Genomic DNA, 21,232 nt, shown 5'->3' with positions numbered 1-21,232 from the left:
GCTCATCGTCTATCGCAGCCCCGTGCTGCCGTTCCTCGTGCTGTCGACGGCCCTCATCGCGCTCACGGGCGCGATCCTCGCGGTCTTCGCCCTCGCCGACGCCGACGTCATCACGCTCAACGGCCAGTCGCAGGGCATCATGTTCATCCTCGTGGTGGGCGCGACCACGGACTACGCGCTGCTGCTCGTCGCCCGGTACCGCGAAGAGCTGCTGCGCACCGAGTCCCCGTACGCCGCCCTCGCGCACGCGTGGCGCCGTTCCCTCGAGCCCATCGCCGCATCGGCCGGAACCGTCATTCTGGGTCTCCTGGTGCTGCTCCTCAGCGATCTCAAGTCCAACGCTGCGCTCGGCCCCGCGGGAGCGATCGGCATCGCGGCCGCGCTGTTCGCGGCGCTCACGCTGCTGCCGGCGCTGCTGCTCATCGGTGGCAAGCACGCTCGTGGGGTGTTCTGGCCCGCGATGCCTCGCTACTCGGGCGATGCGTCCGAGGTCGTGGCGGATCCGTCGCAGGGCAAGGGCTTCTGGCCGCGCCTCGCTCGTGGCGTCGACGCGCATCCTCGCCGCACGTGGGCGCTCGCCGCTCTTGGGCTGGTCATCGCCGCTGCGTTCCTGCCCACCTTCAAGACTGGCGGGCTCGGTGAGGGCGACGTCTTCACGGGCCGCGTCGACTCCGTCCAGGGCACCGCGGTCCTCGAGGATCACTTCGATGCCGGCGCGACGTCGCCCATCCGCATCTTCGTTCCCGAGAGCCAGGGCGATGCGGCGGTCGAGGCCGCGGCGTCCGTCGACGGGGTAGAGCAGGCGTATCTGTTGACACCCTCAGTGGCGCAGGGTGCGCCTCCCGGAGTCGCCGGGCCCGAGGAGCCGGTCGTGGTCGACGGTTTCGTCGAGGTCGTCGCCGTCACGCAGGTCTCCTCGAGTTCTGCCGAGGCCTCCGACATCGTGCAGGACGTCCGCGACGCGGTGCACCCGCTCGACGAGTCGGTGCTCGTGGGCGGCCAGGCCGCCGAGCAGCTGGACACGCGCATCACCACCCAGCGCGACACCCTCGTGATCATCCCGACCATCCTCGCGGTGATCTTCGTCGTGCTGGTGATGCTGCTGCGCTCGATCGTCGCGCCCGCTCTGATCGTGGTGGCGAACATCCTGTCCTACGCCGCGACCATCGGCGTCTCCGCGATCCTCTTCAACTACGTCTTCGACTTCCCGGGCTCCGACCCCGCGGTGCCGCTGCTGGGATTCGTGTTCCTGGTCGCCCTGGGCGTGGACTACTCGATCTTCTTGATGTCGAGGGCGCGCGAGGAGTCTCTGCAGCACGGCACCAGGCCCGGCGTCAGGCGAGCGCTGGCCGTCACGGGTGGAGTGATCACGTCCGCCGGCATCGTGCTCGCCGCCACGTTCGCCGCCCTGGGCGTGATCCCCCTGATCTTCCTTGCGCAGATCGCCGTGATCGTCGGTCTGGGAGTGCTGGTCGACACCTTCGTGGTGCGGTCGCTGCTCGTGCCGGGGCTCGTGGGCGACATCGGCCGTCCGTCGTGGTGGCCGTGGGTCAAGCGCATCCCGAGCTGATCGCGCGAGCACGACCTGTGGATAACGTCCGACGGGGTCGCGGGGCGGGCATGGTGGAGCCATGCCATCGTCCGCGGCCAGCACGGGTCAGGTTCTGAGACGGGCCGTCGGATCCGGCCCCGACGTGTTCGCGCGCGTCAGTGCGCGTGCTGCGGCGCTGCGGCGGATCGATCACGACGGCGTGCTCGCACCGGTGCGCGTGTCGATGGACTCGGACGGCACGGTGATCGTCGAACTCCCGCGGGTCCCGGGCACCGATCTCGCCGAGCTCGCCCAGCACCGCGCCCCGCTCAGCGCGGGGGAGTGCGCGTGGCTTGGAGCGCAGGTGGCCGATGCGCTTCGCGCGATGCACGCTGCGGGTCTGGCGCACGGCGACATCGCTCCCGCGAATGTCCTGGTCCGGGACGGCGGGATCACCCTTCTCGACACTCTGTCGGGAGGTCTGGACGACGAGCTGGGCACCCCGGGGTTCCAGGCTCCCGAACGCTCAGCAGGGGCGACCCAGCCCGGAGACGTGACGTCGCTCGGGCTGCTGCTGCGCTGGTGTGCCGACGACGGGTGCCGCGGCCCCATCTCGGCGTGGACGGAGCCGATGGTGATCCCCGACGCCACGGCCCGGCCCACGGCGGCGCTCGTCCACGACGCGCTGCGAGATGCGGCCCCGACAGTCCCGGTCGCCGTGCCGCCGTCAGACGTGGTGAGCGCGACTCGGGCGCGCATCGTCGAGCGCACCCAGCGCGCCGTGGCGCCCCGACTGCCTCGCCGTGGCACGACCGCCGTGCGCCTCGGCATCGTGTCGGGAGTACTCGCGGTCGCGGGAGCTGTCGTGCTCCTGGTCCCACCGGTGGTCGACGCCGCGCTCGCGCGGGAGGCTCCGCGAGCGGAGGTCTCGCCGTCACCCACGCCTGCCGGCGCGGTCGCCGCGCCATCAGCTCACGCTGATGCGTGGGAGTCGCCCCGGGACGCGGCGTCGCGACTCACCGATGCCCGAGTGGCCGCCCTCGCGGACTCGGATGCCGAGGCGCTGCGCGCCCTGGCGGCGCCGGGCCAGCTGGCGGATGAACTCGAGGTCCTCGCTTCCCGTCTCTCGGCGGGATCGGTGAGCTACGAGGGCCTCGACGTCGACGTGGTCGCGGTCGCCGTGACCGAGGAGGACGACAGGCGAGCAGAGGTGACCGTGTCCTACCGCGTGACCGCGCACACCGTCGTGGACGACGGCGTCACCACCGTCGTCGAGGCGTTCGATCAGACGGTGCAGATGGCGCTGGTGAACGCCGCAGCCGTCGGCTCCGCGCCGCGGTGGCTCGTCGAGTCCGTCACGCCGAGCGGGTGACCCAGGCCGCGGCGGCCTCGATGTGGGCCTGGTCCCACGTGAAGCCCAGCCGGCGCAGCACGCCGGGCGAGGCCTTCTGGCTCGACAGCAGGTCCTCGATGGCCGGCCCGATTGCGGCGCGGAGGGCCCACGCGGGCACGGGCAGGCCCGGAGACTTGCCTGCCGCCTCGGACAGTGCCCGGATCAGATCCGCGTCGCGCACGGGCTGCGGAGCGATCACATTGACGGGCCCGGAGTGGTCGCCGTCGAGCAGGAACCGCAGCGCGCGGATGTGGTCGTGGAGGGTGATCCACGCGTGCCACGCGTCGCCCTTCCCGAATGAGCGCAGCAGACCCTTCTCGACCAGCGGCAGCAGGCGCTCCGCGAGTCCGCCGTGCGGTGCCAGCACGAGACCCGTGCGAGCGATGATCGTGCGCACACCGGCGCCGGCTGCGGGTGCGGCGGCCGCCTCCCACTTCGCCACGATCCTCGCGAGTATCGTGTTGGTGCCCGCTGGCGAGCGCTCCGTGAGCTCCTCCTCGCCGCGCGCGCCGTAGTAGCCCATCGCCGAGCCCTGCAGCAGGACGCCCTCGAACGCGACGTCAGCCAGCGCGCGAGTGATCGTGCCGGTGGCGTCGAGCCGCGACTGCAGCACCACCTGGGCGTACGAGTCGGTCAGGCGCTTGTCGCCGATCGATGCGCCGGCGAGGTTGACGACGGCATCGGCACGCGCGAGCAGGTCCCGGTCGATCTCGCCTGCGGCGGGGTCCCAGGCGGACTCGCCCTCGGTACGTGCCTCGCGGCGCACGAGGGAGACCACGTCGTGGCCGTCGGCGCGCAACGACTCCTTGAGGGCCGTGCCGATGAGGCCGGACGAGCCGGCGACCACGACGCGCATGCGGTCCCTTCTACAGGTCCAGGTCCGCCTCGAACGCTCCGGCCTCGATGCGCTTCTTCACTGCCTGGAGGAAGCGCGCCGCGTCCGCACCGTCGATGATGCGGTGGTCGTAGCTCAGCGGCAGGAAGCACATGGGGCGGATCGAGATGACGTCGTCACCGTCGGGTCCCTTGACCACGTGGGCACGCTTGACGATCGCACAGGTCGCGAGGATGCCCGCCTGCGGCGCGGGGATCACCGGGGTGTCGAACAGCGTGCCGACGGATCCCGTGTTCGTCACGGAGAATGTGCCGCCCGAGATCTCGCTGGCCTGAAGCCCGCCGGTGCGGGCCTTCTGGGCGAGGTCGGCGATGCCCTGGGCGTGCTCGGGCAGCGACTTCGCGTCCGCCTCGTGCAGCGTGGGCAGCATCAGACCCTTCTCGGTGTCGACCGCGAGGGACAGGTTGACCGCCGGGTGGTACACGATCGACTTGCCGTCCTCGGAGACCGACGCGTTGATGTTCGCGTGCTCCATGAGCGCCTCGGACACGGCCTTCGTGAAGAAGGGCAGGAACGAGAGCTTGACGCCGTGCTTGGCCTCGAACGCGTCCTTGGTCTTCGCGCGCAGCGCCCAGATCTTCGAGCAGTCCACCTCGATGACCGAGGTCAGCTGCGCCATGCCGTGCAGCGAGTCCATCATCTTGTCTGCGGTGACCTTGCGGATGCGGGTCATCTTGACCTCGGTGCCGCGCAGTTCGGACACCACCGGCGCACTGGGTGCGGCCGGGGCGCTCGCCTGCGGCGCGGGGGCCGATGCGGGTGCCGAGGGGGCAGCCGCCACAGCCTCCGCAGCGCTCAGGACGTCCTCCTTGCGGATGCGACCGCCCACGCCGGTGCCGGTGACCGTGGCGAGGTCGACGCCGCGCTCACGTGCGAGCTTGCGCACGATCGGGGTGACGTAGCCCGAGCCGGTCGATGCGGCGGAAGCGTCTGCCGGCGCGGACTCCTGGACAGGGGTCGCGGGAGCCGACGCGGGTGCGGAAGGCTCGGCAGGCGCCGACGCCTCAGCCGGCGCGGAGGCAGGTGCCGGGGCCGACTCAGGGGTCGGCTCAGGCGCCGGTGCAGACTCCTCTGCGGGAGCCGACGGCTCGGCGGGCGCCGACGCCTCAGCAGGGGCCGATGCGGCTGCCGGCGCCGCGCCCGCGTCGCCAATGCGCGCCAGGACTGCACCCACCTCTGCGTCCTCGTCCTCGTTCACGAGGATCTCGACGAGCGTGCCCGCGACCGGCGACGGGATCTCGGTGTCGACCTTGTCGGTGGAGACCTCGAGAAGCGGCTCGTCGACCTCGACGTCGTCGCCCACGGACTTGAGCCAACGCGTGACTGTTCCCTCGGTGACGGACTCGCCGAGCGCGGGCAGCGTCACGTCCTGGGCGGCGCCATCGGAGGCGGCCGGTGCGGACGCGGGCGCGGCCGGCTCCGCAGGTGCAGACTCAGGGGCGGGAGCAGACTCGGGCGCGGGTGCCTGCGCAGACGCCTCAGCAGGAGCCGACGCCTCAGCAGGAGCCGACGCCTCGGCAGGAGCGGACGCCTCGGCAGGAGCCGACTCGGCTGCCGGAGCCGAACCGCCCGACGGGGCCTCACCGGCGTCGCCGATGCGCGCCAGGACAGCGCCCACCTCGGCGTCCTCGTCCTCGTCGACGAGGATCTCGAGCAGGGTGCCGGCGACCGGCGACGGGATCTCGGTGTCGACCTTGTCGGTCGAGACCTCGAGGAGAGGCTCGTCGACCTCGATGGTGTCTCCCACGGACTTGAGCCAGCGGGTGACGGTTCCCTCAGTGACGGACTCGCCCAGGGCCGGAAGTGTGACGTCGTTGCTCATGGTGGCATTGTCTCCGATATCAGTCGTGGGCGTGAAGGGGCTTGCCGGCCAGCGCGAGGTGAGCCTCGCCCATCGCCTCGTTCTGGGTGGGGTGAGCGTGGATCAGCGGCGCCACGTCCTCGGGGTGCGCCTCCCAGCTCACGATCAACTGTGCCTCACCGATCTGCTCGCCCACGCGGGCGCCCAGCATGTGGACACCGACGACCGGGCCGTCCTTGACCCGGACCAGCTTGATGAAGCCCTGGGTCGCGAGGATCTGGCTCTTGCCGTTGCCGCCCAGGTTGTATTCGACGGTCTCGACTGCGTCGCCGTGAGCATCGCGTGCCTGCGCCTCAGTGAGTCCCACCGAAGCGACCTCGGGCTCGCAGTAGGTGACGCGCGGGATGTTGGCCTCGACGATCGGCTGGGTCTGGACTCCGGCGATGGTCTCGGCCACGAAGATTCCCTGCTGGAAGCCGCGGTGCGCGAGCTGCAGGCCGGGCACGATGTCGCCGACGGCGTAGATGTTGGCGACGCCGGTGTGGAGGTTGTCGTCGGTGAGCACGAAGCCGCGGTCCACGCGGATACCTTGCTCCTCGTAGCCCAGGCCCGAGGTGCGCGGTCCGCGGCCGACGGCCACCAGCAGCAGGTCCGCCTCCAGGACGGTGCCGTCCTCGAGTGACACCTTCACACCGGAGTCCGTCTGCTCTACGCCCTGGAAGCGCACGCCCAGCTTGAAGTCGATCTTGCGCTTGCGGAACGCGCGCTCGAGGCCCTTGCTCAGCGCCTCGTCCTCGTTGGGCGCGAGGTGCGACAGGGCCTCGACGATGGTCACGTCGGCGCCGAAGGACTTCCACACGGATGCGAACTCGACGCCGATCACGCCGCCGCCGAGCACGATCGCCGAGTTCGGCACGTAGTCGAGCTCGAGCGCCTGGTCGGAAGTCATGACCCGGCCGCCGATCTCGAGCCCCGGAAGCGAGCGGGCGTAGGAGCCAGTCGCCAGCACGATCGACGTGGCGGTGTAGCGCTCGCCGCGTACCTCGACCGCGTCAGGTCCCACCAGCGTGCCGTGACCCTCGATCATGGTCACCTTGCGCGACTTGATGAGCCCCTTGAGTCCCTTGTACAGGCGGTCAATGACGCCCTGCTTGTACTGGTTGACCACCGTCATGTCGATGGACTCGAGCGTCGAGTTCACCCCGAACTTGGAGCCCTCGCGGGCGTTGTCGGCGACTTCGGCGGCGTGCAGCAGCGCCTTGGTGGGGACGCATCCGTTGTGGAGACACGTCCCTCCCACCTTCGACTCCTCCACGAGGCCCACCGTGAGGCCCAGCTGAGCGGCGCGGAGCGCGGCGGCGTAACCGCCGGAGCCGCCGCCGAGGATGATCAGGTCAAACGAGCGAGGGGTGGACTCGGTCACTGTATGAGCTCCTTGTGAGGACGTCGGTAGGTCCCATCTTGCCACCTGAGAGCGGTGACGCGAACCGCAACCCATGACTACCCTGGGGGCATGAGCTTCTTCTCGCGAATGTTCGGCTCGAAGAAGGCCGACGAGTCCGCCGCAGGCAGCGCCTCGAAGGAGGCTCGCGCCGAGACGGTCGCCCATTTCAAGGAGTTCATCGCGAGCCGGAATGGCTGCGAGGCCTTCGTCGAGCCTCCCACGCGGGTCACGCAGACCACGATGGTCGTGGTTGCGGACACGGGGGAGTGGACCCGCCGTCGTGTGCCGGACCCGGTCACCGCCCGCAAGCTGGCCAAGCAGCTCGGCGTGCCCGCATTCGACGTCAACCTGTCGGGCTACCCGTCGCGCATGCGCGAGTGGAACGAGAAGCGCCGCAAGCAGCTCTAGCCGGCCACCGCATCGGCCCTCCTGGGGCTCCTCTGTCTGCCGCCCTGAACGACCTGTCCGCTCCGGACTCCTTCGCAGCGTCCGCACCCGTTCTGCACACGCCTGGTGCGCATGTGGTTGGTGTGGTGCATGTGCGTGCACGGGAGCAACATCAGTCCCACAAGTCACGGGTGTGTGCAGAACCGGTACGGCGCGCCGATGCGGTGGCCGGGCGAGCAGGCAGGCCCAGGCAAAGCGAAGGCCCGGACTCCCTCGCGGGATCCGGGCCTTCGGAGCAGCGCGAATCAGACGCCAGCGCGCTTCTCCAGGAAGCGGAACATGGTGCGCACTGCTGCACCCGTGCCGCCTGCGGGGGTGAAGCCATAGGGCTTGCCCTCGTTGTAGGCGGGGCGGGCGATGTCGAGGTGGGCCCACGGGGTGTCACCCACGAACTCCTTGAGGAACAGGCCTGCCGAGAGCATGCCGCCCGCCGGGCCGGCGATGTTCTGCAGGTCCGCGATCTTGGAGTCGAGGTCCTCGCGCAGGTGCGCGGGGAGGGGCATGGGCCAGAAGGCCTCGGCAACCTCGTCCGCGGCCTCAACGACCTCGGAGCGGATCGCGTCGTCGCCCATGACGCCGGAGGTCCGGGTGCCGAGCGCGACGCCCTGCGCACCGGTGAGGGTGGCGATGTCGAGCACCACGTCCGGCTCGTCCTCGATCGCGCGGGCCAGGCCGTCGGCCATCACGAGACGCCCCTCGGCATCCGTGTTGAGCACCTCGACGGTGGTGCCGCCGTAGTGGCGGATGACGTCGGACGGGCGCTGCGCGGTGCCCGAGGGCATGTTCTCCGCGAGGCACAGCCAGCCGGTCACCGCGATCGGCAGCTTCGCGCGGGCGGCGGCGAACACGAGGTTCATGACGGCGGCGGCGCCCGACATGTCGGACTTCATGGTCTCCATCGACTTCGGCGGCTTCAGCGAGATGCCGCCGGTGTCGAACGTGATGCCCTTGCCCACGAGCGCGACCGAGCCGGTGGCGCCCTCGGGGCTCCAGCTCAGGCGGACCAGGCGCGGCAGGCGCGACGATCCCATGCCCACCGCGAGGATGCCGCCGAAGCCCTGCTCGGCGAGCTGCTGCGGCTCCCACGTGAGAGCCTCGACGCCCAGCTGCGACGCGTACTCGTGGGCGATCTCCGCGAATGACGCGGGGAACAGGTCGAGCGGCGACGTGTTCGTGAGGTCGCGGGTGCTGGCGACGGCGCCGGCGATGATGTTCGCGCGCTGGATCGCCTCATCCGAGGCGCCGGCGATGAGCCACGCGGTGCGGTGCTTGTCCGTGGCCTCATCGTCCGACTTGTAGTCCGTGAAGGTGTAGGCGCCCAGCAGCGCGCCCTCGCCCACAGCGGAGGCGTCCGCATCGCCGGTCACCGGCAGGGCGACCACGACGGTCGCGGGGCTCTTGCCGCATGCGCGCGAGGCGGCGCCGGCGGCGAAGCGCAGGTCGGACTCGGTGCCGTCTCCGATGCCGACGAGGACGACGCGTCGCGCGCTGACGTCGAGGCCGGGAAGGGTGGTGGTCGCCCCCACCTTCGAGGAAGGGTCGAGGGCGGCGGCGGTCTGGGCGATCGCCGTGCGCACCTCCTCAGGGAGGAGCTCGTGGGCGGTCACATCGCCGTCGAAGCCCAGGATCAGGGCGTCCGCGTCGATGGTGCTGACAGTCTCGCTTGTGGCGTTGAGTGTGGTCATGCTTCGACCCTATCCCGCGCTAGGTTGGTCGCGTGTACCGGCTCTTCTACGACCACGTGCTCGCCCGGGTCGATGCCGAGAGAGCGCACACCTTCGGCGTTCGGGCATTCAGGTACGGCGGCTGGGGGTTCCGCGCGGCCCGCGCCGCACGGCTGACTCCGCGCTCGACCACGCGAGTGAGAGCCCTGGGCCTCACGTTCCCGGGCCGGGTCGGTCTCGCTGCCGGAATGGACAAGAACGCGGAGGCCGTCGAGGGCCTCGCCGCGGCCGGGTTCGCGTTCGTCGAGATCGGCACGGTCACGGCGCAGGGGCAGCCGGGCAACCCGCGGCCGCGGTCGTGGCGCGAGCTCGATCTGCGCGGTCTGCGCAATCAGATGGGCTTCAACAACGAGGGAGCCGATGCGGTGGCGGAGCGCCTGCGCCGGCTGCGGTCCCGCAAGGCGGGTGCGCGCGTGGTGCTGGGTGTCAACATCGGCAAGACGAAGGTCACGGCTCCCGAGGACGCTGCGGCCGACTACGCCTTTTCAGCCGAGAGGCTCGCCCCCTACGCGGACTATCTCGTGGTCAACGTCAGTTCGCCCAACACTCCCGGCCTGCGTGATCTGCAGTCCACCGAGGCCCTCCGCCCCATCCTCGCGGCCGTGCGCGAGGCTGCGGACGCGGCATCTGATCAGCGGGTGCCGCTGCTCGTCAAGATCGCTCCCGATCTCGCCGACGAGGACGTCGACGCGGTCGCGGATCTGGCCGTCGAGCTGGGGCTCGACGGCATCATCGCGACCAATACGACCATCGCCCACGACCGCGGAGCGGGAGGCCTCTCGGGACCCACCGTTCACGCACGCTCGCTCGAAGTCGTGCGGCGCCTGCGGGAGCGAGCAGGCAGGCGCCTCGTGATCATCGGGGTGGGCGGCATCGACTCTGTCGAGGACGCACGGGCGATGCTCGCCGCGGGCGCGGACCTGCTGCAGGTCTACACGGCGTTCGTGTACCGCGGACCGGGCTGGGTGGCCCGGCTCAACCGCGACCTGTCACGCTGACGCTCGGGCCGTCACGGCGAGGCCTGGAGCGTGGCGAGGACCTCTTCATCCGTGGTCTGCGCGAAGTCGCGGTACCACTGACCCACGGACAGGAACGGCTCGGGCCGGAGCGCCGCGACAGCGCGGTCCGCGCTGCGGCTCAGGAGCTCGAGGACGTCCGGCGGACACGCGCCGACCGCCACGGTGACAGCGGCGGCTCCCACTGCACGTGCGACCGCGACCGCGGCGCGCGCGGTCGCGCCGGTCGCGGAGCCGTCGTCGACGATGACCGCGTGCCGGCCCGTCAGGTCAAGCGCAGGCCGTCCTGCGCGGTAGAGCGCGACGCGTCGCGCCAGCTCGACGGTCTCCGCCTGGATCACCTGGGCGACCTCGGACTCGAGCAGCCCCGCCGCGGCGACCACGCGCTCGTTGATCAGGGGAGCGGCGCCTTCGCCCAGCGCGCCGAAGCCGTACTCCGGGTTAGAGGGGACGCCCAGCTTGCGCACGACGAGCACGTCCAGGTCGCAGCCGAGCGCGCGCGCCACGGGGGCCGCGACGGGCACACCCCCGCGCGGAAGAGCGAGCACCAGGGGATTCACGGGCTCGAGAGCCGCCACGATGGGTGCGAGCATCTCACCCGCGTGCGCGCGGTCGGCGAAAGGAACGGCCGCTCGGGGCTGGGTGGCGATGGTCTCGGACATGTCGTCCACCCAACGCTTGAGCGCCACGAGGTGCTCCACATCCTTGGGACGTCCGAGCGCTCGCTTGTACGCGATGACGTCCGTCAGCGACGCCACGCGCAGCCCGTCGACGAGGCCCGCCCGAGCCGCCACCGCATCGGCCCTCGTGCCATGCCAGCCGGAGAAGACCTGCGCGTCGCCCAGGTCCAGCACGAGGTCGCCGTGGTCGCCGGTGCGCGGCGTCGCGCCGCGCGAGGCGAGGGCCTGCCACGCTGGTGCGAGCGCGACCACGTCGATGTCGCCCACCGTCGGGACGATCCCGTGGGCCACCAGCGGCACGCTTCCCGCGAGCACCAGATCGGCCGGGTCGACACCCAGATCGGCGACGATCGCCCGGACTTCGCTCCACGTCAACGCCATGGCTTCACGGTACGTCGCGCGGCGTGCGCACGCCGGGAACGTCCCGCCCCGGTGGCGCGTTCACCCTATGCGTGCACATGCCACGTGCACGCTTGTTTTCTCCTTTGATGCACCTCGGCCCCGGGGCCAGTGGACTCCGGGGCCGAGGCGTGTCTGAGGCCAGACGCGGCGGAACAGACTCAGCAGATCAGGCGACGCGGCCCTGCGGGTTGGTCTCGACCGTCTTGTTCGGGTCGCGCTCGACGATGTCGCCCAGCGCCTCGTCGATGCGCGTCATGAGCTCGGCTGGGATCTCGACGCCGGAGGCCTTCGCGTTGTCCGTGACCTGCTCGGGACGCGAGGCGCCGATGATCGCCGCGGAGACGTTCGGGTTCTGCAGCACCCACGCGATGGCCAGCTGAGCCATGGTCAGGTCGAGCTCATCGGCGATGGGCTGCAGCTTCTGGACGCGGTTCAGGACGTCGTCGTTCATGAACCGCTTGATCATGTTGGCGCCGCCCTTCTCGTCCGTGGCGCGCGAGCCTGCGGGCGGGGCCTCGCCCGGCTTGTACTTGCCGGTGAGCACGCCCTGCGCGACGGGGGACCACACGATCTGGCTCACGCCGGACTCCTCGGACGCGGGCACGACCTCGTCCTCGATGACGCGCCACAGCATCGAGTACTGGGGCTGGCTCGAGATCAGCTGGAAGTTGAGCTGGTCGGCGAGCTTCACTCCTTCGCGGATCTGGTCCGCGGTCCACTCGCTGACCCCGATGTACAGCGCCTTGCCCTGTCGCACGATGTCCGCGAACGCGGTCATCGTCTCCTCGAGCGGGGTCTCGTGGTCGTAGCGATGCGCCTGGTAGACGTCAACATAGTCGGTCTGGAGGCGGGTGAGCGAGCCGTTGATCGACTCCATGATGTGCTTGCGCGACAGGCCGGTGTCGTTGGCGCCGCCGGGGCCGGTGGGCCAGTAGACCTTGGTGAAGATCTCGAGGCTCTCGCGGCGCTCGCCCTTGAGAATGTCGCCCAGGACGGTTTCTGCTGCGGTGTTGGCGTACACGTCCGCGGTGTCGAAGGACGAGATGCCGACGTCGAGCGCCGCCCTCACACACGCCGCCGCCTGCTCGTTGGCGACCTGCGACGCGTGCGTCAGCCAGTTGCCGTACGTGAGCTCCGTGATCTTGAGGCCGGAGTTGCCGAGGTATCGATAGTTGATCATGCCCTCCACCCTACGGGGGTGGAGGGCACGTGTCCTACCGGATGGTCAGGGAGTTGGAGGCGCCCTGGAAACCGCCGGTCAGACCGGGTACTCGCCGCGCTTGACCTTGGGCCGCGGCACGCGGAAACGACGCAGGTTCAGCGCTCGCGCGATGATGTAGAACGTCCAGCCGCGAGGGATCTTGTTCTCCCCGAACTTGGCGATGAAGTGCTTCTTCACGCGGCGCACGGTGATGAAGGTCTCGATGCCCGCCGCGAGCACGACCACGTAGAAGAAGACGATGATGAGGAAGCCTGCGGGGCCCGCCTGGTTGAGGAACAGCGACAGGATCACGAACAGGATCGCGATGGGCAGCAGGAACTCGCCGATCGACATGCGCGCGTCCACGTAGTCGCGCAGGAAGCGCCGCTCGGGGCCGCGGTGCTCCAGGGGCATGTTGCGCTCGTCGCCCGCGCGCATGGCCTGGTACTCCTTCTCACGCTCGGCCCGCGCCTTCGCGCGACGCTCCTTGGCGTCGGCCTTCATGTCCACGACCAGGCCCCGCTTGTTGGCGGCCTCCTGCTCCTTGCGCTTGGGCGTGGGGCGTCCCTTGCCGACCACGGGGGCGTCCTCGGCGGGCGTGTCGGTGGCGGGGACCTCGACGGTCGAGTCGGGCGTGGTGCTGTCTTCGGTGTTCTTCTTCATGGGTTCCTTGCGTGATGCCGCGGTCGCGGCGGTCAGTCGTTCTTCGCGTCGATGGCCGGCAGCGCGAGCATCCGGTCGAGGGCGACCTTGGCCTCGGCCTGCGTCTGCGGGTCCACGACGATGGGGTTGACGGTCTCGCCAGCGGCGAGCGATTCCAGCGCCCACACCAGGTGGGGCAGGTCGATGCGGTTCATGGTCGAGCAGAAGCACACCGTGTCCTCAAGGAAGTGGATGTCCTTGTCGGGGTGCGCGTTCGCGAGACGGCGAACCAGATTGAGCTCGGTGCCGATCACCCACGAGGACCCGGGCTCCGCGGCGTCCAGCGTCTTGATGATGTACTCGGTCGAGCCCACGTAGTCGGCGCGCGTCACGACCTCGTGCGTGCACTCGGGGTGAACCAGCACGTTGATGCCGGGGACCTTCTCGCGGGCGGCCTCGACGTTCTCCTTGCGGAAGCGGCCGTGCACGGAGCAGTGGCCCTTCCACAGGATCACGCGGGCCCGCTGCAGCTCTTCCGGAGTGTTGCCGCCGTAGGGCTTGCGGGGGTCGTAGACCACGCAGTCCTCGAGCTCGAGGCCCAGCTTCAGCACGGCGGTGTTGCGGCCCAGATGCTGGTCGGGCAGGAACAGCACCTTGCCGTCGCCGTCGACGCCGCCCACCTGGTCGTAGGCCCAGCGCAGCGCGACCTCCGCGTTCGACGAGGTGCACACCACGCCCTGGTTGCGGCCGCAGAACGCCTTGATGGCGGCGGTCGAGTTCATGTAGGTGACGGGCACGGTGCGGTCCGCGATCCCCGCCTCGGCGAGCTGCTCCCAGGCATCCTCGACCTGGTTGATGTTCGCCATGTCCGCCATCGAGCAGCCGGCGGCCATGTCCGGCAGCACCACGGTCTGCTCGTCGGACGTCAGGATGTCCGCGCTCTCGGCCATGAAGTGCACGCCGCAGAAGACGATGAACTCCGCCTCGGGACGCGCGGCCGCGTCGCGCGCGAGTTTGAACGAGTCGCCCGTGACGTCAGCGAACTGGATGACTTCGTCGCGCTGGTAATGGTGGCCCAGGATGAAGACGCGGTCGCCCAGCGCCTCCTTGGCGGCGCGGGCGCGCTCGACGAGCCCCGGGTCCGATGCTGCAGGGAGGTCGCCCGGGCAGTCGACGCCGCGCTCGGACAGCGGGTCGCGGCGCTCTCCCAGCAGGAGCAGCGCCGGTGACGCGGCCGGTTCCGTGAAGGTCGTGCTCATGGGTGTCATTGTCGCACGCTCGTCACGGCACACTGGTGGGCATGCGCGTTACCGTCCTCGCCCAGCACTGGCCCGGCCAGGACGCGCCCGTGCCCGCTCCCGAGGTCGCGAGAATCGTGGCCGATGCCTGGGCCGGCGCCAGCGTCGATGCCTTTCCTCTTGGCGATGGGGGAGCACGCAGCGCCGATGCGCTGGCTGGCCCTCGTACCCGGGTGGGAGGTGCGGAGGTGGTCGAGGCGAGCGGCTCGCTGGTGCTCGCGCCTGCCGACGGCTCCGGACGGTGGGAGCCGAACGCTCTCGCCTCAGCGCTGCTGGGACTCGCCGCGGAGCATGCTGCGGGCCCCGCGCCCACCGTGGTGGTTCCCGTGGGCGACACGCCGGCTGCGGGCGACGCGACCGACGTCTGGCTGGGTGGCGTCGAGCAAATGCGGTCCGGGCTGCGGTCGATCGGGCTCGTGGCGGCCGTGGGCTCGCAGCGCCCGTTGCTGGGGCTGCGGGGAATGAGCGCCGCGTTGCGCGACGGCCGCGAGAACGATCATGCGATTGCGCTGGCCTCGCAGGAGCAGGAGGAGAGGTGGGGCGCGATCGCCCTGAGCGCCGATGCGGTGGCGGCCAAGCGCTCACTGCTGGGCGGGCAGCGGCTCTCGGATGCGCCCGGGTCGGGTGCGGCGGGGGGATTGGCCTATTGCCTGGCCGCCGCCGGCGCTGACCTGCAGGCCGCCGCGCCGCTGCTCGTGTCGCTCACGGGCGCACCGGAGGCCGCCGCCGAGGCCGATCTCGTGGTCGCTATCGTCCCCGAGCTCACTCCTCGCGACCTCGATGAAGGTGCGGCGCGTGCCGCCGCACTGCTCGCGGCGACCCGTGGCCTGCCTGCCGTCGTGCTGGCGCCCGACACGCGCATCGGCCGTCGTGACCTGATGAACGCGGGGCTGGCGGGAGTCCACGAGGGCCAGTCGGGCGTTGACGGTCTGCAGGACGCGGTGCGCCGGCTCGCGCAGACCTGGCGCCAGTAGACGCAGGGGCGGCGCGCCCATCAGGGGGTGTCGCCTCGCCTGTCGACGGGCGTACCCTAGGAGACACGAACGAGGAAAGGAGGCGGCCTATGACGGACACTGCAACGGAGGCTGTCGCTCACGGAGTCGTCATCACCGATGCGGCTGGAGCCAAGGTGAAGAGCCTGCTGGACCAGGAGGGTCGCGACGACCTTCGCCTGCGCCTGGCAGTGCAGCCCGGAGGCTGCTCCGGACTCATCTACCAGCTGTACTTCGACGAGCGCATGCTCGACGGCGACGCGATCCGCGACTTCGACGGTGTCGAGGTCGTTGTCGACAAGATGTCGGTGCCGTACCTGGACGGTGCGACCATCGACTTCGCCGACACGATCGAGAAGCAGGGTTTCACCATCGACAACCCGAACGCCGCGAGCTCGTGCGCGTGCGGCGACTCGTTCAGTTGATCTGACAGTTTTCGCGCCGACGGGCGGCGCCGGTCCCTCGCGGATCGCGCCGCCCGTTCGCGCGTCCGGGGTCGTGCGGCGAGGATGACTGGCAAGCCGATGGCGAGCTAGCCCTGCATGGTCCGGCGGACGTCCTCGAGGACGCGGGGGAGCGCCGCGAGGAAGCGTTCCACGTCCGCGTCCTGCACGTCGACGGGCAGGCCCAGCCGGAGATTGCCATGCGTGAGGGCTCCCATGGCGGCGAGCACCGCGCTGGGCTCAAACGTGTCCGATCCGCACGCCGAGCCCGATCCCACCGCGAAGCCCTCGCGATCCAGCCGTGACACGACCGGCTCTCCGTCCAGGTACATGAATGCGGCAGTGACGAGGTGGGGGAGCCGTTCGTCGGGATCGCCCACGATCGTCACTCCCTCGAGCGCGGCGAGCGCGTCGCGGATGCGCGCGGTGAGCGAGTGCAGCCGCTCGCGGGTTGCGGCCAGCGTCTCGAGACGCTCCTGGAGAGCGACCGCCGCGGCGAGCGCCAGGGGGATCGACACCCCTCCCGGAGCCAGTCCATCGCCTGGCCAGGCCTCGAGCCATCGCGTGCGCGGGCGCAGCGCAATCACGCCGATCCCGAGCGGCGCGCCCCAGTCGGCGGGATCCGCCATGAGCGCGTCCCAATGAACCGGGGCGTCGACATGGCCGATCGACGCGGAGGCGTCGACCACCAGCGGCACGCCGCCGGCAGCGGTGGCATCGACGAGCTCCTCGAGACGCTGCACCGTGCCGATCTCGTGATTCGCGTGCTGCACCAGCGACAGAGATGTAGCGGGGTCGGACACCAGCCGCGTGAAGGCCTCAGCGTCGGCATGGCCGTCGCGATCGACCGGGACGCGGTCCACGAGCCCCGGCGCCGTGTGCTCGGCCGCATCCAGCACGGCCCGGCGCTCGATCGACGTGGCGACGATGCGGTCGCGCCCGCGCCTGGCGCGGTGGATCCCCGCGATCGCGTGGTCGAACGCGGTGTGGGGACCGGAGACGAAGTGCAGCTGGGAGGGCTCTGCCCCAAGGGCGTCCGCGATGGCTTCGCGAGCGCCGTCGAGCACGGCCCTCGCGCGGCGTGACTCGGTGGTCAGGCGGCGCGGATCCGCCCATCCGTCGGCGAGCCCGGCGAGGAACGCCTCACGAGTCCGAAGCGTTACCGGAGCGCGACCTCCGGCGTCGAGGAACACGCGTGGGGCTGGCATGCCCCCACGGTATCGCGCGCTAGACTGACCGCGTGTCCAAGAAGCCACGCTCTGCCATGCCCCCGAAAGCCCTGATCGGTGCCATCGCGCTGGGTGCGTCTGCCCTGCTCGCTGGTTGTTCTCAGGGCATCGAGAACGGCGCTCTCCCGTCCACGCCCGACATCACCGACCAGACCGGAACCATCATCACGCTGTGGAATGGTTCGTGGATCGCCGCGCTCGTCGTCGGTGTCATCACCTGGGGTCTGATCCTGTGGTGCATCGCGGTGTACCGCAAGCGCAAGGACGACGACAAGCTGCCTGTGCAGACGCGCGTGCACCTGCCGCTCGAGCTGATGTACACGCTCGTGCCGCTGATGGCGATCGGCGTGCTGTTCAAGTACACCGCCGAGGACATCGCGGAGCTCACCGACGTCTCCGGCGATGCCGACGTCGAGATCCAGGTGGTCGGCAAGCAGTGGAGCTGGGACTTCAACTATCTCACCGACGACGTGTACGACCCGGGCGTGCAGGCGAACCTCACGGGCGAGGAGGGCGTCGAGGAGACGCTTCCCACGCTGTATCTGCCGGTCGACGAGACCGTGCACTTCTACCTGGACTCGCGCGACGTCATCCACTCGTTCTGGATCCCGGCCTTCCTCTACAAGGAGGACACCGTCCCGGGCAAGACCAACGAGTGGCAGGTCATGCCCACCGAGGTCGGCACCTACCAGGGCAAGTGTGCCGAGCTGTGCGGCGAGTACCACGCGTCGATGCTGTTCAACGTCAAGGTCGTGGAGCGTGCCGAGTACGACGCGTATATGCAGGAGCTGCGGGACCGCGGCAACGAAGGCGCACTGGGACTCGAGTACAGCCGCGACCAGGTCGTAAGGATCGCAGACGAGCACGGGGAGACTGAGTGATGGCCACCGTCGCGTACGAGAGCACCCACGTGGGTGACGCCCCGGCGATCACCGCCGCCCCCGAGCGCAAGGGCTCGATCGTGGTCAAGTGGATCACCTCGACCGACCACAAGACGATCGGGCACATGTACCTGATCACGTCGTTCATCTTCTTCATCATCGGCGGCGTGATGGCGCTACTGATCCGTGCGGAGCTGTTCGCCCCCGGCATGCAGGTGGTGCAGTCCGCCGAGCAGTACAACCAGCTGTTCACCATGCATGGCACGATCATGCTGCTGCTGTTCGCGACACCCCTGTTCGCGGGCTTTGCGAACGTCATCATGCCGCTCCAGATCGGCGCGCCCGACGTCGCCTTCCCGCGACTCAACATGTTCGCGTACTGGCTGTACCTGTTCGGCGGCCTGATCGCATCGGCGGGCTTCTTCACCCCGCAGGGCGCGGCGTCCTTCGGCTGGTTCGCGTACGCCCCGCTATCCAACGCCGTGTACTCGCCCGGCGTGGGTGGCAACCTGTGGGTCTTCGGACTCGCGCTCGGTGGCTTCGGCACCATCCTCGGTGCGGTCAACTTCATCACCACCATCGTGACGATGCGCGCCCCTGGCATGACCATGTTCCGCATGCCGATCTTCGTGTGGAACACGCTCGTCACGTCCATGCTCGTGCTGCTCGCGTTCCCGCCGCTGGCATCGGCGCTGTTCGCGCTGGGATCCGACCGCGTGCTGGGATCCCAGGTGTTCAACCCCGACAACGGGGGAGCGGTGCTGTGGCAGCACCTGTTCTGGTTCTTCGGCCATCCCGAGGTCTACATCATCGCGCTGCCGTTCTTCGGCATCGTCTCCGAGATCTTCCCCGTGTTCTCGCGCAAACCCCTGTTCGGGTATCACGGCCTGGTCTACGCGACCATCGCCATCGCGGCGCTGTCTGCGACCGTGTGGGCGCACCACATGTACGTGACGGGCGCGGTGCTCCTGCCGTTCTTCGCCTTCATGACCATGCTGATCGCGGTCCCGACAGGCGTGAAGTTCTTCAACTGGATCGGCACCATGTGGCGAGGGAAGCTCTCGTTCGAGACGCCGATGCTGTGGTCGCTCGGCTTCATCATCACGTTCCTCTTCGGTGGACTCACCGGCGTGATCCTGTCCTCGCCGCCGCTGGACTTCCCGGTGTCCGACTCGTACTTCGTGGTCGCGCACTTCCACTACGTGGTGTTCGGCACCGTGGTGTTTGCGATGTTCGCGGGCTTCTACTTCTGGTGGCCCAAGTTCACCGGCAAGATGCTCAACGAGCGCTGGGGCAAGGTTCACTTCTGGCTACTGTTCGTGGGCTTCCACACCACTTTCCTCATCCAGCACTGGCTGGGTGCCTCGGGCATGCCGCGACGCTACGTCGACTATCTGCCGGAGGACGGCTTCACGTTCATGAACCAGGTCTCGACCGTGGGCGCCGTGATCCTGGCGCTGTCGACGCTGCCGTTCCTGTGGAACGTCTACATCACGTCCAAGCGCGCATCCAAGGTGACCGTCGACGATCCATGGGGCTACGGCAACTCGCTCGAGTGGGCGACCAGCTGCCCGCCGCCGCGGCACAATTTCACCTCGATCCCGCGCATCCGATCGGAGCGCCCCGCGTTCGACCTGCATCACCCGGAGGCCGCAGCGCGCGACCATGCCGCGCACCACGGCGCGGGCACGGACCACGCACCCGTCACCCCGGCCTCGGACAAGGAGAACTGAGCCGTGCGCCTCGAGTCGAACATCTTCTGGATCCCCTCGATCTTCTTCTTCGTCGCCGCCACGGCGTACGGGATCTTCACGAGCTGGGCCGAGTGGGTGGGGGTCACGTGCATCCTCCTCACCGGTGGTCTGTTCCTCATGGTCGGCATCTACTTCAAGATGCTCGAGCGTCGCCACGGCGTCCGCCCCGAGGATGACGAGACCGGTGACATCGCCCAGCTCGCCGGCGAACAGGGTGTCTTCGCCCCGTGGAGCTGGTGGCCCCTGGTCATCTCGATTGGCGCCGCCCTGGCCTTCGTCGCCATGGCCGTCGGGTGGTGGATCATGGTCCCCGCAGGGATCATCGGCACCATCGGGCTCGTGGGCTGGGTCATGGAGTTCTCGACGGGTCGCCACGCGCACTGACTCCGACGCGGCGGCCCCCGCTGGTGCTGCTGTGCCCGTTGCAGTGCTGAGCGTCAGCCTTCCCGGCTGTGGCGCGCGCCGATGACCCCCACGAGTCGTGCGATGACCACGGCCACGAACAGTGTGCCGACCACGGCCTCGAGCGACAGCAGCGAGCGCGCCCACAGGGCGGTCGGGACCACGTCGCCGAACCCGAGGGTCGCGAGCGTCACGTAACTGGCATAGAAGAGGCTCTGCCACGGCACGGTGCCCGAGGCGACTGTCGGGTCCGTGAAGCTGCCCGGGGACTGCAGCTCCATGAGGCTGGCGGCGACGCCGAAGACCCCGCCCAGCAGCAGGTAGGCGCACACGGCGATCAGGAGCAGGTGAGAGACCTGTGCGTACGTCGGCGGCTTGATCAGCGCGGCCGCGAGCACGATGAGGAGAGCGAGTTGCAGCATGCCCACCCCGGCCAGCATCGCTACCTGAGCGGCCCCTGAGTCCTGCTGGATGGCGAACCACGTTCCCCCGACGATGGCCGCCGCAGCGAGCGCCAGCAGGGGCCAGTAGCGCTTTGCGTCGGCTCGAGCAGTGAGGACCACGTAGCCGATCACGCCTCCGTACACGAGCAGGTAGACGATGGTCCAACCTTGTCCCGCCTCGGTGACGGGGTAGCCGAACTGGAGGAGCGCGAGGCTTCCCAGGAGCAGCCACAGCGACGAGAGCCGCGCGACGGGCGCGTTGGTGTCGTCGCTCGGCTCGGCGGCGGAAGTCGTCATGACGCCACCCTAGCGATGAGAGGGTCCCCGAACGCGAAGGAGCGGGTCCCCGAAGGGAACCCGCTCCTGTCGACGTGCGACGGCTACTGGACGATGAGGCCCTGCGTAGCGGTCGCGGTGATGAAGCGCTGCTGGACGTTCGCCCAGTCCACCACGTTCCACCACGCCTTGACGTAGTCCGCCTTGACATTGCGGTACTGCAGGTAGAAGGCGTGCTCCCACATGTCGAGCATGAGCAGCGGGACCAGACCCACGGGGACGTTGCCCTGCTGGTCGTACAGCTGCACGATGATGAGCTTCTTGCCGATGGTGTCCCA

General features: G+C 69.6%; 20 protein-coding genes. 9 read left to right on the top strand and 11 right to left on the bottom strand.

Features of this window, described 5'->3' with window-relative positions:
- Together QZ483_RS05625 and QZ483_RS05620 are read left to right on the top strand one after the other, a co-directional pair.
- On the top strand, positions 1–1,570 hold a 1,570-nt coding region (locus QZ483_RS05625), incomplete at its 5' end, for an MMPL family transporter (protein ID WP_297082008.1).
- 61 nt (positions 1,571–1,631) lie between these two features.
- Positions 1,632–2,903, top strand: a complete 1,272-nt coding sequence (locus tag QZ483_RS05620) for a protein kinase domain-containing protein (protein WP_297082007.1) — start codon at positions 1,632–1,634, stop codon at positions 2,901–2,903.
- On the opposite strand, the gene QZ483_RS05615 is transcribed toward QZ483_RS05620, so the two are convergent.
- Genes QZ483_RS05615 through lpdA form a run of 3 tightly spaced genes read right to left on the bottom strand, consistent with a single transcriptional unit; the run spans position 2,887 to position 7,043 of the window.
- On the bottom strand, positions 2,887–3,780 hold the full coding sequence (locus QZ483_RS05615) for a TIGR01777 family oxidoreductase (RefSeq protein ID WP_297082006.1): 894 nt from the start codon (positions 3,778–3,780) through the stop codon (positions 2,887–2,889). The genes QZ483_RS05620 and QZ483_RS05615 overlap by 17 nt on opposite strands.
- Positions 3,781–3,790: 10 nt before the next feature.
- Positions 3,791–5,641 (bottom strand): 2-oxoglutarate dehydrogenase, E2 component, dihydrolipoamide succinyltransferase, encoded by a 1,851-nt coding sequence (gene sucB, locus QZ483_RS05610; protein ID WP_297082005.1) that lies wholly within the window; start codon positions 5,639–5,641, stop codon positions 3,791–3,793.
- Positions 5,642–5,660: 19 nt separating this feature from the next.
- Positions 5,661–7,043, bottom strand: coding sequence for a dihydrolipoyl dehydrogenase (lpdA, locus tag QZ483_RS05605; protein WP_297082004.1), 1,383 nt, complete (start codon positions 7,041–7,043; stop codon positions 5,661–5,663).
- A gap of 90 nt (positions 7,044–7,133) precedes the next feature.
- Here lpdA and QZ483_RS05600 point away from each other — a divergent pair, with 90 nt between their 5' ends.
- The gene (locus tag QZ483_RS05600) at positions 7,134–7,472 is read left to right on the top strand and encodes an oxidoreductase (protein ID WP_297082003.1); all 339 of its coding nucleotides are present in this window, start codon (positions 7,134–7,136) and stop codon (positions 7,470–7,472) included.
- Between the two features lie 284 nt (positions 7,473–7,756).
- On the opposite strand, the gene QZ483_RS05595 is transcribed toward QZ483_RS05600, so the two are convergent.
- A complete protein-coding gene (locus tag QZ483_RS05595; RefSeq protein ID WP_297082002.1) occupies positions 7,757–9,196 on the bottom strand; it encodes a leucyl aminopeptidase in 1,440 nt (479 codons plus the stop codon).
- 32 nt (positions 9,197–9,228) lie between these two features.
- Here QZ483_RS05595 and QZ483_RS05590 point away from each other — a divergent pair, with 32 nt between their 5' ends.
- Positions 9,229–10,233: a quinone-dependent dihydroorotate dehydrogenase gene (locus tag QZ483_RS05590; RefSeq protein ID WP_297082001.1), complete on the top strand. Its 1,005-nt coding sequence runs from the start codon at positions 9,229–9,231 to the stop codon at positions 10,231–10,233.
- 11 nt (positions 10,234–10,244) lie between these two features.
- Here QZ483_RS05590 and QZ483_RS05585 read toward each other — a convergent pair whose 3' ends face one another.
- The 4 genes from QZ483_RS05585 to nadA form a co-directional block, all read right to left on the bottom strand.
- Complete coding sequence (locus QZ483_RS05585) at positions 10,245–11,312, bottom strand: phosphoribosyltransferase (RefSeq protein ID WP_297082000.1); 1,068 nt, start codon at positions 11,310–11,312, stop codon at positions 10,245–10,247.
- A gap of 187 nt (positions 11,313–11,499) precedes the next feature.
- Complete coding sequence (locus QZ483_RS05580; RefSeq protein WP_297081999.1) at positions 11,500–12,513, bottom strand: aldo/keto reductase family protein; 1,014 nt, start codon at positions 12,511–12,513, stop codon at positions 11,500–11,502.
- Between the two features lie 78 nt (positions 12,514–12,591).
- The gene (locus tag QZ483_RS05575) at positions 12,592–13,197 is read right to left on the bottom strand and encodes a DUF3043 domain-containing protein (RefSeq protein ID WP_297081998.1); all 606 of its coding nucleotides are present in this window, start codon (positions 13,195–13,197) and stop codon (positions 12,592–12,594) included.
- A 32-nt stretch (positions 13,198–13,229) separates the two neighbouring features.
- Positions 13,230–14,435: a quinolinate synthase NadA gene (nadA, locus tag QZ483_RS05570; RefSeq protein ID WP_297081997.1), complete on the bottom strand. Its 1,206-nt coding sequence runs from the start codon at positions 14,433–14,435 to the stop codon at positions 13,230–13,232.
- 41 nt (positions 14,436–14,476) lie between these two features.
- Here nadA and QZ483_RS05565 point away from each other — a divergent pair, with 41 nt between their 5' ends.
- Together QZ483_RS05565 and erpA are read left to right on the top strand one after the other, a co-directional pair.
- Positions 14,477–15,448, top strand: a complete 972-nt coding sequence (locus tag QZ483_RS05565; RefSeq protein ID WP_297081996.1) for a glycerate kinase — start codon at positions 14,477–14,479, stop codon at positions 15,446–15,448.
- Between the two features lie 89 nt (positions 15,449–15,537).
- Positions 15,538–15,891, top strand: a complete 354-nt coding sequence (gene erpA / locus QZ483_RS05560; protein WP_297081995.1) for an iron-sulfur cluster insertion protein ErpA — start codon at positions 15,538–15,540, stop codon at positions 15,889–15,891.
- Positions 15,892–15,998: 107 nt separating this feature from the next.
- Here erpA and QZ483_RS05555 read toward each other — a convergent pair whose 3' ends face one another.
- The gene (locus QZ483_RS05555; RefSeq protein ID WP_297081994.1) at positions 15,999–17,117 is read right to left on the bottom strand and encodes a cysteine desulfurase family protein; all 1,119 of its coding nucleotides are present in this window, start codon (positions 17,115–17,117) and stop codon (positions 15,999–16,001) included.
- Positions 17,118–17,149: 32 nt separating this feature from the next.
- Between QZ483_RS05555 and coxB the strand changes: the two genes are divergently transcribed.
- From coxB to QZ483_RS05540, 3 genes are read left to right on the top strand one after another with little or no spacing between them, the layout of a single operon-like run.
- A complete protein-coding gene (gene coxB / locus QZ483_RS05550; RefSeq protein ID WP_367117086.1) occupies positions 17,150–18,019 on the top strand; it encodes a cytochrome c oxidase subunit II in 870 nt (289 codons plus the stop codon).
- Positions 18,019–19,752, top strand: a complete 1,734-nt coding sequence (gene ctaD / locus QZ483_RS05545) for a cytochrome c oxidase subunit I (RefSeq protein ID WP_297081993.1) — start codon at positions 18,019–18,021, stop codon at positions 19,750–19,752. The genes coxB and ctaD overlap by 1 nt, the downstream gene beginning before the upstream one ends.
- Before the next feature lie 3 nt (positions 19,753–19,755).
- Entirely contained in the window at positions 19,756–20,157 is a 402-nt protein-coding gene (locus QZ483_RS05540; protein WP_297081992.1) for a cytochrome c oxidase subunit 4, read from the top strand.
- A gap of 53 nt (positions 20,158–20,210) precedes the next feature.
- On the opposite strand, the gene QZ483_RS05535 is transcribed toward QZ483_RS05540, so the two are convergent.
- Positions 20,211–20,915, bottom strand: a complete 705-nt coding sequence (locus tag QZ483_RS05535; protein ID WP_297081991.1) for a potassium channel family protein — start codon at positions 20,913–20,915, stop codon at positions 20,211–20,213.
- 83 nt (positions 20,916–20,998) lie between these two features.
- Positions 20,999–21,232, bottom strand: a 234-nt coding sequence (locus tag QZ483_RS05530) for a superoxide dismutase (protein ID WP_297081990.1), incomplete at its 5' end; no start/stop codon positions are given.

Origin of the sequence: uncultured Demequina sp., assembly GCF_913055775.1 — a bacterium.
Taxonomy (GTDB): Bacteria; Actinomycetota; Actinomycetes; order Actinomycetales; family Demequinaceae; genus Demequina.
The sequence above is the reverse complement of the archived record's forward strand: the minus strand, read 5'-3'. Positions and strand labels throughout refer to the sequence as shown.

Excerpts from the sequence above, each read along its gene's own strand:
- ctaD (WP_297081993.1), top strand. The coding sequence starts at position 18,019 with ATGGCCACCGTCGCGTACGAGAGCACCCACGTGGGTGACGCCCCGGCG.
- QZ483_RS05595 (WP_297082002.1), bottom strand. The coding sequence starts at position 9,196 with ATGACCACACTCAACGCCACAAGCGAGACTGTCAGCACCATCGACGCG.
- nadA (WP_297081997.1), bottom strand. The coding sequence starts at position 14,435 with ATGAGCACGACCTTCACGGAACCGGCCGCGTCACCGGCGCTGCTCCTG.
- QZ483_RS05580 (WP_297081999.1), bottom strand. The coding sequence starts at position 12,513 with ATGATCAACTATCGATACCTCGGCAACTCCGGCCTCAAGATCACGGAG.
- erpA (WP_297081995.1), top strand. The coding sequence starts at position 15,538 with ATGACGGACACTGCAACGGAGGCTGTCGCTCACGGAGTCGTCATCACC.
- QZ483_RS05620 (WP_297082007.1), top strand. The coding sequence starts at position 1,632 with ATGCCATCGTCCGCGGCCAGCACGGGTCAGGTTCTGAGACGGGCCGTC.
- QZ483_RS05615 (WP_297082006.1), bottom strand. The coding sequence starts at position 3,780 with ATGCGCGTCGTGGTCGCCGGCTCGTCCGGCCTCATCGGCACGGCCCTC.
- QZ483_RS05565 (WP_297081996.1), top strand. The coding sequence starts at position 14,477 with ATGCGCGTTACCGTCCTCGCCCAGCACTGGCCCGGCCAGGACGCGCCC.
- QZ483_RS05575 (WP_297081998.1), bottom strand. The coding sequence starts at position 13,197 with ATGAAGAAGAACACCGAAGACAGCACCACGCCCGACTCGACCGTCGAG.
- QZ483_RS05585 (WP_297082000.1), bottom strand. The coding sequence starts at position 11,312 with ATGGCGTTGACGTGGAGCGAAGTCCGGGCGATCGTCGCCGATCTGGGT.
- sucB (WP_297082005.1), bottom strand. The coding sequence starts at position 5,641 with ATGAGCAACGACGTCACACTTCCGGCCCTGGGCGAGTCCGTCACTGAG.
- QZ483_RS05600 (WP_297082003.1), top strand. The coding sequence starts at position 7,134 with ATGAGCTTCTTCTCGCGAATGTTCGGCTCGAAGAAGGCCGACGAGTCC.
- QZ483_RS05535 (WP_297081991.1), bottom strand. The coding sequence starts at position 20,915 with ATGACGACTTCCGCCGCCGAGCCGAGCGACGACACCAACGCGCCCGTC.
- QZ483_RS05555 (WP_297081994.1), bottom strand. The coding sequence starts at position 17,117 with ATGCCAGCCCCACGCGTGTTCCTCGACGCCGGAGGTCGCGCTCCGGTA.